10 protein-coding genes and 1 CRISPR repeat array are annotated in these 13,360 nt (G+C 62.3%); of the genes, 3 read left to right on the top strand and 7 right to left on the bottom strand.

Going from position 1 to position 13,360, the window contains the following annotated elements:
• The first annotated feature begins 614 nt into the window (after positions 1-614).
• A complete protein-coding gene (locus I9018_RS04440; RefSeq protein ID WP_068575730.1) occupies positions 615-1,778 on the top strand; it encodes a type III PLP-dependent enzyme in 1,164 nt (387 codons plus the stop codon).
• 77 nt (positions 1,779-1,855) lie between these two features.
• On the opposite strand, the gene I9018_RS04435 is transcribed toward I9018_RS04440, so the two are convergent.
• Genes I9018_RS04435 through I9018_RS04420 form a run of 4 tightly spaced genes read right to left on the bottom strand, consistent with a single transcriptional unit; the run spans position 1,856 to position 3,918 of the window.
• Complete coding sequence (locus tag I9018_RS04435; RefSeq protein ID WP_241108829.1) at positions 1,856-2,134, bottom strand: type II toxin-antitoxin system RelE/ParE family toxin; 279 nt, start codon at positions 2,132-2,134, stop codon at positions 1,856-1,858.
• Positions 2,131-2,394: a ribbon-helix-helix domain-containing protein gene (locus I9018_RS04430; protein ID WP_083236103.1), complete on the bottom strand. Its 264-nt coding sequence runs from the start codon at positions 2,392-2,394 to the stop codon at positions 2,131-2,133. The genes I9018_RS04435 and I9018_RS04430 overlap by 4 nt, the downstream gene beginning before the upstream one ends.
• A gap of 54 nt (positions 2,395-2,448) precedes the next feature.
• A complete protein-coding gene (locus I9018_RS04425; protein ID WP_241108828.1) occupies positions 2,449-3,234 on the bottom strand; it encodes a tetratricopeptide repeat protein in 786 nt (261 codons plus the stop codon).
• A gap of 3 nt (positions 3,235-3,237) precedes the next feature.
• Positions 3,238-3,918 carry a Fe2+-dependent dioxygenase gene (locus I9018_RS04420; RefSeq protein ID WP_241108827.1) on the bottom strand — a complete coding sequence of 227 codons (681 nt, stop codon included), beginning with the start codon at positions 3,916-3,918 and terminating at the stop codon, positions 3,238-3,240.
• Between the two features lie 208 nt (positions 3,919-4,126).
• On the opposite strand from I9018_RS04420, the gene I9018_RS04415 reads away from it, so the two are divergent.
• Both I9018_RS04415 and I9018_RS04410 read left to right on the top strand, forming a co-directional pair.
• Positions 4,127-6,400 (top strand): TonB-dependent siderophore receptor, encoded by a 2,274-nt coding sequence (locus tag I9018_RS04415; protein ID WP_241108826.1) that lies wholly within the window; start codon positions 4,127-4,129, stop codon positions 6,398-6,400.
• Between the two features lie 152 nt (positions 6,401-6,552).
• A complete protein-coding gene (locus I9018_RS04410) occupies positions 6,553-9,084 on the top strand; it encodes a sulfite reductase flavoprotein subunit alpha (RefSeq protein WP_241108825.1) in 2,532 nt (843 codons plus the stop codon).
• A 25-nt stretch (positions 9,085-9,109) separates the two neighbouring features.
• Here I9018_RS04410 and I9018_RS04405 read toward each other — a convergent pair whose 3' ends face one another.
• From I9018_RS04405 to csy3, 3 genes are all read right to left on the bottom strand, one after another.
• On the bottom strand, positions 9,110-10,651 hold the full coding sequence (locus I9018_RS04405) for an alkaline phosphatase D family protein (protein WP_241108824.1): 1,542 nt from the start codon (positions 10,649-10,651) through the stop codon (positions 9,110-9,112).
• A 171-nt stretch (positions 10,652-10,822) separates the two neighbouring features.
• Positions 10,823-11,630: direct repeats of the CRISPR family, unit length 28 nt; unit sequence TTTCTTAGCTGCCTATACGGCAGTGAAC.
• A 130-nt stretch (positions 11,631-11,760) separates the two neighbouring features.
• Positions 11,761-12,324: a type I-F CRISPR-associated endoribonuclease Cas6/Csy4 gene (gene cas6f, locus I9018_RS04400; RefSeq protein WP_124345735.1), complete on the bottom strand. Its 564-nt coding sequence runs from the start codon at positions 12,322-12,324 to the stop codon at positions 11,761-11,763.
• 3 nt (positions 12,325-12,327) lie between these two features.
• The gene (gene csy3, locus I9018_RS04395; protein ID WP_241108823.1) at positions 12,328-13,350 is read right to left on the bottom strand and encodes a type I-F CRISPR-associated protein Csy3; all 1,023 of its coding nucleotides are present in this window, start codon (positions 13,348-13,350) and stop codon (positions 12,328-12,330) included.
• Between the last annotated feature and the right edge of the window lie 10 nt (positions 13,351-13,360).

Here is a 13,360-nt window from a genome sequence, read left to right as displayed (position 1 = left end):
GAAACAGTCAAAATCCCCCTTGCACCGCCCTCTCGCCGCTAACGTCGCCGATGTTGACGCCTTCATACTTACCAGCCACTTGGCAGGCAAAAGAGTCGAACGTGCAGGTATTTTTAACACCTGGGAATTCTTCGGGAACATCTGTCCGTCATCTGTGTCGGCTACAAAGAGAGGCGTCTGCGACGCACGTCAGACAAGTGCAAAAACGCGACATTTTTTGTTGATCTAAGCCCCCTCACCGCCTAAAGTTCGCGCCGAACGTCCATGCTGGAAACGATCCATCCGGCTCAAGTACTGACGACGAGACAGCAAGGCCAAGGGCAATATTCCCAGATCGCTTGAGAGCGTAGCGAGCGCAGGCAATACCAGGCGGGAAGAGGCGAAGAAGCGGAGTTTACAGCTGTAAATGAGCATTCTGAGCCTCTTCCCAACGCAGTATTGCCAAGCGCAGCAGCTCTTAAGCGATCTGCATGGCCTTTTTGCTTTCGGCGGCAATGCCTTGGGAAGTAGGCGAACCAAAGTGGGGATACGGAGGACGTTCACAAGGCGGTGTCGACCCTGGCATTGCCTGCCACCCATTGATTACCAACGTTTGCCATCAGGAGCTTCCACGCATGTCGATTAACGTCGAAGACTATTTCGCGCGCGAAACCTTTCAGAAAATGAAGGCGTTCGCCGACCAGAAAGAAACCCCGTTCGTGATGATCGATACCCAGATGATCGCCCAGGCCTATGACGACCTGCGCGCCGGGTTCGAGTTCGCCAAGGTCTACTACGCGGTCAAGGCCAACCCGGCCGTGGAAATCATCGACCTGCTGCACGAAAAAGGTTCGAGCTTCGACATCGCCTCGATCTATGAGCTGGACAAGGTGCTGGGGCGCGGCGTCAACCCGGCCAATATCAGCTACGGCAACACCATCAAGAAGTCCAAGGACATCCGCTACTTCTATGAGAAGGGCGTGCGCCTGTATGCCACCGACTCCGAAGCCGACCTGCGCAACATCGCCAAGGCCGCCCCGGGTTCCAAAGTCTACGTGCGCATCCTCACCGAAGGCTCCACCACCGCCGACTGGCCGCTGTCGCGCAAGTTCGGCTGCCAGACCGACATGGCCATGGACCTCCTGATCCTGGCCCGCGACCTGGGCCTGGTGCCTTACGGCGTGTCGTTCCACGTCGGCTCCCAGCAGCGCGACATCAGCGTCTGGGACGCGGCCATCGCCAAGGTCAAGGTGATCTTCGAGCGTCTTAAAGAAGAAGACGGCATCGAACTGAAGCTGATCAACATGGGCGGTGGCTTCCCGGCCAACTACATCACCCGCACCAACAGCCTGGAAACCTACGCCGAGGAAATCATCCGCTTCCTCAAGGAAGACTTCGGTGACGACCTGCCGGAAATCATCCTCGAGCCGGGCCGTTCACTGATCGCCAACGCCGGCATCCTGGTCAGCGAAGTGGTCCTGGTGGCCCGCAAGTCGCGTACCGCGGTGGAGCGCTGGATCTACACCGACGTGGGCAAGTTCTCCGGCCTGATCGAAACCATGGACGAGTCCATCAAGTTCCCGATCTGGACCGAGAAGAAAGGCGAGACCGAAGAAGTGGTGATCGCAGGCCCTACCTGTGACAGCGCCGACATCATGTACGAGAACTACAAGTACGGCCTGCCGCTGAACCTGGCCATCGGCGACCGCCTGTACTGGCTGTCCACCGGTGCCTACACCACCAGCTACAGCGCCGTGGAGTTCAACGGTTTCCCACCGCTGAAGGCCTACTACGTTTAAAGGCAGCTGCTAGCGACAAGCGGCAAGAAAAAGCCCATGACCTGTCATGGGCTTTTTTATGCGTGCGATTCAGTGGCTCAACGATCTTCCCGGATATGCCAAATACGCAGGATGGACAAGACCATGCCTTGAATCTCATAACGCACCTCGTAATGCCCCACCAGCAACCGTCGAACATCCTTCGGCTTGAACTCCTCCAACTGCTCTCCCAATCGAGGGTTAGATAGCAGCGCATCTGGAGCCCGCACGAGAGATTGCACGGTCCGAGCAGCAGCCGAGCGATTAACCTGAGCGAGAAATTCAAAAAGCCGAGCCAGATCGGATAGCGCCTTGCTCGTCCATTTCAGCTGTCTCATTTTGGTAAAGGCAGAGGGTTGTCGCCAGACAGACTCTCTGCCCAAGCCAGCACGGACTGATGATCGACAACCCTTCCAGCATCGACATCTGCCAAGGCCTCAAGCGTCAGTCGGCGGCGCTCTTCTTCCTGGTCAACCCAGGCTACCAATGCTTGCTTCACGATCCAGGCACGGGAGCGCTCCAGGCGAGAAGCCAGTTGATCGACCTTATCCGCCAGATCCAAGGGAATGTGGGCGGTCAGTACTTTTGTCGCGGGCATGAGGCAGACCTGCATCAGAATGATTAAAAGCGATTAGCTTTGAATCATAGTGATTTAATCCAACACAGCAAGCCGCTCTGCATCCCGTTCATCACCCAATTGCGCGGCGCGCTGATGATAAGCCTGGGCCAGTTGGCGAATCTCGGGATGCGTGGCATTGAGCAACTCGGCGCAAGCCACTCGCAGGAAATTCAGATTGCCGCCCACCAGGGCCTGTTTCAGCCAATCCACCGCCTCGTCGATCCGCCCGGCATCGGCCAGTACCGCGGCATAGCTGAACTGTCCGCGGAAATCTCCACCCTCGGCTGAACGCCGATACCAGTCTCGCGCCGCTTCGGGATCGGCCGGGCACACCAGCCCCTCTTCCAGGTAACGCCCCAGCAGGTTCATCGACTTGGCATGGCCCAGCTGCGCCGCACGGCGGTAGCAGGCCAGGGCCTGGGCATGGTTCTGCTCCACGCCACGACCGGTGGCCAGCAGGTTGGCGTAGTTGTACAGGGCCCAGTCCAGCCCGGCTGTGGCGGCCTGGTGGTAATGCCCGGCGGCGATGCCGGCGTCCGCCGGGCAGCCCCAGCCGTGTTCATGGCAGCGGCCGAGCATGTTGCGCGCCATCAGGTGGCCGCGCTGGGCGGCGATGCCGAACCAGCGCAGGGCCAGGGCCTGGTCCTGCTCGATACCCCGGCCGTCGAGGAGGATTTGCCCCAGCAGCGCCTGGGCATCCACCAGGCCTTCGCCAGCAGCCAGCAGGATTGCCTGGGCCGCGCGGGCCGGGCTCTCTTCGAGCATGGCGCTCAGTTGCCCGCCATCGAGGCTTTCCTCGCGGCGTAGTTGAAAAGTCACGCTCTACACCTCGACCCAGCGACGCAGCAGGTTGTGGTAGGTGCCGGTCAGGCGGATCAGCGAGGGGTGTTCGGGCAGGTCCCGGGTCAGCTCCTGGATCGCCCCGTCCATCTCGAACAACAGCGCCCGCTGGCTGTCTTCGCGCACCAGGCTCTGGGTCCAGAAGAACGAAGCGTAGCGGGCACCCCGGGTCACCGGGTTGACCTTGTGCAGGCTGGTGCCGGGGTACAGCACCAGGTCGCCAGCCGGCAGCTTGACCCGCTGCACGCCGTAGGTGTCCTGGATCTCCAGCTCGCCGCCGTCGTAGTCCTCCGGGTCGCTGAAGAACAGGGTCGAGGACAGGTCGGTGCGCACCCGCTCGGCGCTGCCCTTGGGCTGGCGTACGGCATTGTCGATATGGAAGTCGAAACTGCCCCCTGCGGTGTAGCAGTTGAACAGTGGCGGGAACACCTTGTGCGGCAAGGCGGCGGACATGAACAGTGGGTTCTGCCAGAGGCGTTCGAGCATCGCCTCGCCGATCTCCCGGGCCAGCGGGTGGCTCTCGGGCAGTTGCAGGTTGTGCTTGGCCTTGGCCGACTGGTAACCGGCGGTGATCTTGCCATCGGCCCAATCCACCTGCTCCAGGGCTTCGCGAATGCGCCCTACTTCATCACGGGTGAACACGCCGGGAATGTGCAGCAACATGGCCAGGTACCTGGGAAGCGAAAGACCGGCAATGGTATTGATTCTTATTGCCCATGTAAAACGCCGGGGACGAACGAGAACGCAAAAACCGTAAAGAGAAATTGTAAAGAATGTAAATTCACTGCGAATAGTAATGTTTCGCAATTGATAACGAATGTTTCTTTCACCTATATTCCGCGGCCTCAAATCCTCGGGGAGGGGAAAAAACATGACACGCCAACAACCACTATCCGCTGTCAGTTCGCCACGCCTGCTGGCATCCGCCATCGGCGTCGCCATCACCGCCGGCTCTGCTGCGCACATGGTCCAGGCTGCCGAGGACACCGGCAAGAAAGCCTCGGGAGCGATTGCCCTGGAAGCCACCAGCATCACCGGTGAAGCCCAGGACGCGACGTCCTATCAGGTGGAAAAGGCTTCCTCGCAGAAGTACACCGCGCCGCTGGTGGATACTCCTCGTTCGGTGACTGTCATTCCCCAGCAAGTTCTCAAGGACACGGCGGCGACCTCATTGCAAGATGCGCTGCGCACCGTACCCGGCATCACCTTTGGTGCTGGCGAAGGTGGCAACCCCCAGGGCGATCGCCCGTTCATTCGTGGTTTTGATGCCCAGAGCGACACCTTCCTGGATGGCGTGCGTGACGCTGGCGGCCAAAGCCGCGAAATCTTCGATATCGAATCGGTGGAAGTCAGCAAGGGCCCGAACTCCTCGTTCGGTGGCCGCGGCTCGGCGGGTGGCAGCCTGAACCTGGTGAGCAAGCTGCCCAAGCAGCAGGACTTCCTCAACGGTGGTTTCACCTACGGTTCCGACCAGACTCGCCGCTACACCCTCGACGTCAACCGCCAGTTCCTCGAAGGCGCAGCGTTCCGCCTGAACCTGATGAGCCACGAGCAGAACGTCGCGGGTCGTGATTCCATCAACTACGACCGCTGGGGTGTCGCACCTTCCCTGACCTTCGGCCTGGGCAGCCCTACCCGGGTCAACCTCAGCTACTACCATATGGAAAGCGACGACCTGCCGGACTCGGGCATTCCCTACGGCTACAGCTCGGCAACCGCCACCGCCCACGGTCACGACAAACCCACTGACGGCGGCGACAGCAACAACTTCTATGGTCTCAAGCATCGGGACTTCCGCAAGACCCGCGCTGACATCAGTACTATCTCCATCGAGCATGACCTGAACGACAACATGACGCTGAAAAACACCCTGCGTCATGGCAACACCGGCCAGGACTACATCCTCACCCAGCCGGACGACAGCAAGTTCAACGTCAACAAATACGGCACCGTCTGGCGTCGAGCCAACAGCCGGGTATCGACCACGGAAACCACCACCAACCAGACCGATCTGTTTGGTGAATTCCATGCACTGGGCTTCAAACACAACTACTCCACCGGTCTTGAGTTCACCGGCGAAGAAACTCGGGTCAGCAGCTACACCGTTTCTCCCAACTCCAACCCCACCTGCACCCCTGGCAAGGCGAGTGGTGGTAGCTGTACGTCCCTGGGCAATCCAAACCCGAATGACGACTGGACCGGCTCCATCGCGCGCAACTACTACGGCACCAATACCAAGGCCACCAGCCGTGCCGCCTATGCCTTCGATACCATCGAGCTGGATCCGCAATGGCTGTTGAACCTGGGTGTGCGCTACGACACCTTCGACACCGAAGCCAACACCAATGCCGCCAGCGGCCGGACCAAACTCAAAAGCGATAGCCAGTTCTGGAACTGGCAGGCCGGCCTGGTTTGGAAACCAGCTGATAACGGCAGCATCTACGCCTCCTACGCCACCTCGGCCAACCCCGCCGGTGGTGTACTGGATGGCGCCGCCGACAACCCATTGTCGGCAGGCCTGGCCACCAGCGACCTGAAACCCGAGGAAACAGTCAACTACGAGTTGGGCACCAAGTGGGACGTACTCAACAACCGCCTCTCGCTGACTGCCGCGGTGTTCCGTACCGAGAAAAAGAACACCCGCATCCTGGTGGACTCTCTGACCTATCAGAACGCTGGTGAGTCCCGCGTCGACGGTATCGAACTGGGCGCCAGCGGCAAGATCACCGACAAGTGGCAGGTCTTCGCCGGTTACAGCTACTTGAAAAGCGAACTGGTGGATGCAGGCCTGAACGGACGTAACGGCGTGGTGAGCGCCGGTTCGAACAAAGGCAACCAGATGCCCAACACGCCGAAGAACAGCTTCAGCCTGTGGACAACCTACGACGTCACCTCGAAGTTCACCGTCGGTGGCGGCGCCTTCTATGTCGACGACGTGTATGGCGACCCCGCGAACACTGTCTATGTACCGTCCTACACCCGCTACGACGCCATGGCCAGCTACAAGCTGACCAAGAACGTCGACCTGCAACTGAACGTGCAGAACCTGACGGACAAGACCTACTACGACAAGGCCTACGCGGCGCATTTCGCCAACCAGGCCCCAGGCCGTACCGCCCTGATGAGTGCCAACTTCCACTTCTGATCCATCGCAACACCCTGTGGTCCCGGCCACAGGTGCCCAAGCCCCATGCATCCGCTGCCTGGGGCTTTTGCATGTAAAGAAGAATGCTTCTCGCTCACACACGGCATAATGCGCGCCGTGTTTCACCTCTTCGGACGAACAAGGCGGTCGATGTGTTGAAGAAAACCCTGTTCCAGCTGCACTGGTTCTTCGGCATCAGCGCCGGGCTGGTCCTGGCCCTGATGGGCATCACCGGGGCCACGGTATCGTTCGAGGACGAGATCCTGCGCGCGCTCAACCCCTCGGTGCTGCAGGTCGACAAGCTGCCCGCCGGCACCCTGCCGCCGGCCGAGCTGGTGGCCAAGCTCCAGGCGGCCGAGGGCAAGGACGTGTCCATGCTCTGGGTCGAGACCGACAGCGGCAATGCCGCGCGGGTGTTCTACACCCCGCCGCCCGGGGAACGCCGTGGGCAGATGCGCTACTTCGACCCCTACACCGGCCAGTTCACCGGCGAGGCCGTGGGCCAGGGCTTCTTCGGCTTCATGCTGCAACTGCACCGGTTCCTGGCCATGGGCGACAGCGGCCGGCAGATCACCGGCGCCTGCACCCTGATCCTGATCTTCTTCTGCCTGTCCGGGTTGTACCTGCGCTGGCCGCGCCAGGTCGCCAGCTGGCGCGCCTGGCTGACCCTGGACTGGGCCAAGAAAGGCCGGGCCTTCAACTGGGACCTGCACGCGGTGTTCGGCACCTGGTGTTTGCTGTTCTACCTCTTGTTCGCCCTTACCGGCCTGTACTGGTCGTACGAGTGGTACAGCAAGGGCCTGACCCGTTTGCTGTCCGACTCGCCACACAGCGAGCGCGCCCGGGGCGGACGTGGCGGCCCGCCGGCCAAGGGCCCGGCCCCGGTGGCCGACTACAACGCCATGTGGAGCAGCATCTACAGCGCCGCCGGCAAGGACCTTAGCGCCTACAACGTGCGCATGCCGCCCGTGGCCGGGCAGCCGGCGACGGTGTTCTACCTGCTCAAGGACTCGCCCCACGAGCGCGCCCTGAACCAGATCACCCTGGACCCGGCCACCGGCGTCATCAGCCGGCATGAGCGCTACGCCGACAAGAGCTTCAAGGCGCAATTGCTGACCAGCGTCTACGCCCTGCACGTGGGCAGCTACTTCGGCCTGGTGGGGCGCATCGTGCTGACCCTGGCCTCGCTGTGCATGCCGCTGTTCTTCATCACCGGCTGGCTGCTGTACCTGGATCGGCGGCGCAAGAAACGCCAGATCAAGGACGCCCGCCAAGGCCTGGAACAGGCCACCGACGATACCAACGGCTGGCTGATCGGCTTTGCCAGCCAGAGCGGTTTCGCCGAACAACTGGCCTGGCAGACCGCCGGGCAATTGCAGGCCGCCGGCATCGGCGCCCGGGTCCGCCCGCTGGCGAGCCTTGGCGAGCAGGACCTGCGCAGTGCCCAGCGGGCGTTGTTCGTGGTCAGCACCTTCGGCGATGGCGAGGCCCCGGACAGCGCCCGGGGCTTCGAGCGCAAGCTGCTGGGCCGCGAACTGGCCCTCGACGGCCTGGAATATGCGGTGCTGGGCCTGGGCGACCGCCAGTACCCGCAGTTCTGCGGTTTCGCCCGGCGCCTGCACACCTGGCTGTCGAGCCAGGGCGCCAGCAGCCTGTTCACCCCGGTGGAAGTCGACAGTGGCGACAGCTACGCCCTGCGCCACTGGCAACAACAACTGGGCCAACTCACCGGCCATGCCCCGGTGGACCTGTGGCAAGCCCCGGCCTTCGCCAGCTGGACCTTGAGCCAGCGCCGCCTGCTCAACCCCGAGAGCAGCGGCTCCGGGGTCTATTTGCTGCAACTGCAACCGCCCGGCACCAGCAGCTGGCTGGCCGGCGACCTGGTGGAAGTCATGCCGCGCAACTGCCCGTGGCTGGTGGAGCACTTCCTCGAAGGCCTGGGGCTTTCCGGCGAGACCCCGGTGCAGCTCGACGGCCTGGAAGAGAGCCTGGAACAGGCCCTGGGCAGCCGCCAGCTACCGGAGAACCGCGCCCACCTGGTGGGCCTGCATGCCCAGGCCCTGGTGGATGCGCTGGTGCCGCTGACCCCGCGCGAATACTCCATCGCCTCGATCGCCGCCGACGGCTGCCTGGAACTGCTGGTGCGCCAGGAACGCCACGCCGACGGCAGCCTGGGCATCGGCTCCGGCTGGCTTACCGAGCACGTCCAGGTAGGCGCGAGCATCAGCCTGCGGGTGCGCCGCAACAGCGGCTTCCACCTGCCGGCCGAGCCCTGCCCGCTGATCCTGCTGGGTAACGGCACCGGCCTGGCTGGGCTGCGCAGCCTGCTCAAGGCGCGGATCGCCGAGGGCCAGCAACGCAACTGGCTGCTCTTTGGCGAGCGCAATGCCGAGCATGATTTCTACTGCAAGGACGAGCTGCAGGAATGGCTGACCCGGGGCGACCTGAGCCGCCTGGACCTGGCCTTCTCCCGCGATCAGGAACACAAGATCTACGTCCAGGATCGCCTGCGCGAAGCCGCCGGGACCTTGCAACAGTGGCTCGACGACGGCGCCGCGCTCTACATCTGCGGCAGCCTGCAAGGCATGGCCTCAGGGGTGGACCAGGTGCTCAACGAGCTGCTGGGCGCCGAACAGGTCGAGCGCCTGATCGAACAAGGCCGCTACCGCCGCGACGTCTACTGACCTACCCCTGGGCCATAGGCGTGTATCAGGCCGGTTGCAGCTTGCGCTCGAACACCGCCACGCCATCGAGATCACGCAGGATCACGCTCATCTCCGTCGTCTGGCCATCGATCTGCACCTCGCCAAAGAACTGGAACCCGGCGAACGGCGAGGCGTTCTGGGTCGGCGGCGCCTTCTGGAACACCACCTCGGGGCCGAAGGTCTTGTCCAGCACGTTGGGCCCGAAGCTGCCGGCATTCAACGGGCCGGCGACGAATTCCCAGAACGGCTCGAAATCCTGGAACGCTGCCCGGTCCGGGTGGTAGTGGTGGGCCGCGCAGTAATGCACGTCGGCGGTCAGCCACACATGGTTGCGCACCCGGTGCTTGCGCAGGTAGGCCAGCAACTCGGCGATCTCCAGCTCGCGACCCTGGGCCGGGCCCGGGTCGCCGTTGGCGATGGCCTCCCAGCGCGCCACGCCGGGGCTGACCTCGCCGTCGGGCACACCCAGGCCGATGGGCATGTCCGCCGCCACCACCTTCCACTGCGCCTGGGAGTCCTTGAGCTCACGCTTGAGCCAGTCCAGCTGTTCACGGCCGAGGAACGGCTTCTCGCCGCCGAGGTTGTCGTCGTTGGGCCCGCGGTAGCTGCGCATGTCCAGCACGAACACATCCAGCAGCGGCCCGTAGCTGAGCTTGCGATAGATCCGCCCGCCACCATCGGCGCTCTGCCGGCGCATCGGCGCGTACTCCAGCCAGGCCTGGCGCGCACGGCCCACCAGGGTCTGGATGTCCTTGACCATGTAGCGCTCGTCCAGCTGCTTGCTCGGCGACCAGTTGTTGACCACCTCGTGATCGTCCCACTGCCAGATCTGCGGTACCTCGGCGTTGAACCGGCGCAGGTTCTCGTCCAGCAGGTTGTAGCGGTAGTTGCCGCGATACTCGTCCAGGGTCTCGGCCACCTTGCTCTTGGCCTCGGTGGTGATATTGCGCCAGATGCGCCCACCCTCGGTGGTCAATTGAGCCGGCACCGGGCCGTCGGCGTAAATGGTGTCGCCGCTGTGGATAAAAAAGTCCGGCAGGCGCAGGCGCATTGCCTCGTAGATGCGCATGCCGCCGATGTCCGGGTTGATGCCGAAACCCTGGCCGACGGTGTCGCCGCTCCAGACGAAACGAATATCCCGGCGCTGGCTCGGGGCACTGCGCAAATGGCCGAACCAGGGTTCGCTGGCCACCCCGGTGCGAGCGTCCTCGAAGGTCACCCGATAGAAGATCGCCTGGTTGACCGGCAGCCCGCTCAGGTCCACCCGGGCGGTGAAGTCGGTGCGGGCATCGGCCAGCGGCGAGACCAGGCGCCGCGGGTTGGTGAACATGCTGCGGGTGTCCCACTCCACCACCATCCGCGCCGGGCGGTCGCTGCGGCTCCAGATAATCGCCCGATCGCCCTGCAAGTCCCCGGACTGCACGCCATCGGTGAGCTTGGGCCGATCCTTGACCGAGGCGATCACCGCCGGCGCCAGGCTGGGCATCAACATCCCCGCCCCGGCGATTTGCATGATCCGTCGACGGCCGAGGTTGAACTCGCTCATGGTGACTCCCTGACATGGTCAAAAGAGGCCACCTTAGCCAGCGCCGATGAAGGGGATGTGACAAAGCCGCGCCCTGGCCCGGGAGTCCCAGGCCAGCCAGCGATTAGTGCATCAAGTCTCTCAAGCTGCCTTTACGGCAGTAACGGGTGCCGATGGATTGATGATGGATTGTGTTTTACCTGCCTGTTCGGCAATCGAGATGAACAGCACCGATGAACGCTGAAGGCCTGGTTTCTTAGCTGCCTGTGCGGCAGTGAACAGTCACCGAAGTGGCTGCCGACAGATCTCCCATTTCTTAGCTGCCTATACGGCAGTGAACCTTCTGCCCATCCAGGCCCAGCATCAGTTGCTTTTCTTAGCTGCCTATACGGCAGTGAACGCGCCGGGGTGCGGGTTGGACGTGATCCCGTATTTCTTAGCTGCCTATACGGCAGTGAACATGTCCTGGCGCTGTTAGCCGACTGTTCCAAGTTTCTTAGCTGCCTATACGGCAGTGAACCAGTCATTGCCTTGGTCAGCACCGCACCCATGTTTCTTAGCTGCCTATACGGCAGTGAACGTCCCGTTGGCCACGATGGTCGCCGGGGTTGCTTTCTTAGCTGCCTATACGGCAGTGAACCATCGGTGCGCACGACGACGCGCTCGGTCAGTTTTCTTAGCTGCCTATACGGCAGTGAACGTATCGAATCATTCCGGCGGGAAAGACTCCCATTTCTTAGCTGCCTATACGGCAGTGAACAGCGTGTAGAGCTGAACGCCGGCCTTGCTTCTTTTCTTAGCTGCCTATACGGCAGTGAACGCTGTCATGCCGAAGACTGCGAACGTACTCATTTTCTTAGCTGCCTATACGGCAGTGAACCTGATTTGTTGTCTGCCGTGGTGGCTCCACCTTTTCTTAGCTGCCTATACGGCAGTGAACGCTCATGGCCTTGGCCCCCTGTAGATGTTCCATTTCTTAGCTGCCTATACGGCAGTGAACTAGAGCACTTTCTCTATAACCTCCTGAATTTCAAAAGAAAGGCCGTTAAAAGTTGCTGTACACCCTTTTTTTGAAGCGCCTTGTAAGTCATTGATTTTACAAAGCGCTCCACAGCACCCGGAAAAAAGGGTCAGAACCAGGGCACTGTCGCACTGGAGCTCAGGCCATAGCCGTTGAACGTGCCGGGCTGTGGTTGTTCAAGCAACGGGCCGTGGCGGATGAACAGGTTGAACAGCTGATGGCTGGTATGGCTGCGCATCACCGCGAACGGCAGGTCGCAACGTTTCGCCGCACTGTCGGGCAGGCGCTGGCGGGCTTGGTCCTCGGTCAGCCCATGGCGCTTGATCAGGCGGCGGCGCAGGCGTGCCGGGCTGCTGTCGACCTGTACCCGGCTGACATGGCGATGCTGCACCGGTGTCGGCACCGAGCAGGGCTGGCCGATCTGTACATGGTCACGCATGCCGGTCAGCCAATCGATGGCCAGCAACTGATCCAGGGCCTGGCGATTGCCGTGGATGCGCAGGTGCGACCCCAGGTGCCTGATCGGCCGCCGGGTATCGGGAAAGCTGATGCCGATATCGTTGCGCCGCAGGTCATGCAGGGCCCGATGGAATTTACTGAGCAAGGCGCTCATCAACTGCGGCTCGGGAAACTCAGGGTCCGGCAGCAGTTTCAAATCCAGGTAATGGTCCATGGCTCAGCCTGCCTCGCCGAACACACCGCCGCGAATTAGGGTGGCGATCACGAAGTGCTGCTGTTCCAGCGCGGGTACTCGATCCTTGAGCACCCAGCTGTCCAGCAGGGTGTAGAAATCGTCCTGGCTGCCGCGGGGCTGGCGATAAGCCTTGCCCTGGGTGGTCACCGAACCATAGGGTTCCACGGCGATCGGCCCGTTGCTGTCGGCGCCCTGGTACCAGGTGTCGATGCTGCGCAAGGCATTGCCGACTTTCTGCGAGTGGATGCCGGCGATGTTGCCCACGCTGTACAACGTCTTGCTCTTGTCACCGCGCCCACGGTCCAGGATCAGCTCCTGGGACGGGAACACTTCCTGTCCGGCGCCCATGCGCGCGTAGGCAGTGATGCGCAACAAGACATGCTGTTCGCCGGCCAGGCCCCGGGCAATCAAGCCAGCCAACGACTGCAAGGCCTCGCCGTGCTCACCGGCAGCGTCGAATTGGCGCAAGGACAGGCTCAGGCTGTCGAAGCGCCATTGAGTCGCCGCCTGGCCCTCCACCAGATGCTCGACCTCCACCTCGACCTGCTCGGCGCCAATGCGGTTGCGCCATAGGAAGCGGCCGTTAGCCAGGTTATGGGCGTAACGACGGGCCAATTCGCCAAAGCCATTGGCCTGGACATACCCCTGTACAGTCTCCAGCAGTTTCTGCCGGTAGGCGAAATCGTTGCAGGCCGAAGGCTGGCCAGTACCGGCCAGCACCCGCAGGGTGAAGCAGACCCGCAGGGTATCGGCATCGTGCGGCAGGGCGGCCACGTCCACGGTTTGCAGATTGGGATGCTCGATGGCGGCATCCAGCTTGGCTGGGTCCAGCTCCTTGGCCTTGAGTCGGTTGGAAATGGTTCCGCGTACGGATTTTTCCCGCACCACCACCGGCTCCCACTGACTGCGCGACTGCCAGTCGCCGGCATGGAACAGCGCATCGGATGGGTCGAGCTTGCGCTCGAAGGCCAGGACCGAAGCGGTTTTCAGGGCGTCATTGCTCATGTTCGTATTC

It is taken from the genome of Pseudomonas sp. MPFS (genome assembly GCF_022537035.1).
Taxonomy (GTDB): Bacteria; Pseudomonadota; Gammaproteobacteria; order Pseudomonadales; family Pseudomonadaceae; genus Aquipseudomonas; species Aquipseudomonas sessilinigenes.
Note: the sequence above shows the minus strand (reverse complement) of the source record. Positions and strands in the feature narration are given on the sequence as shown.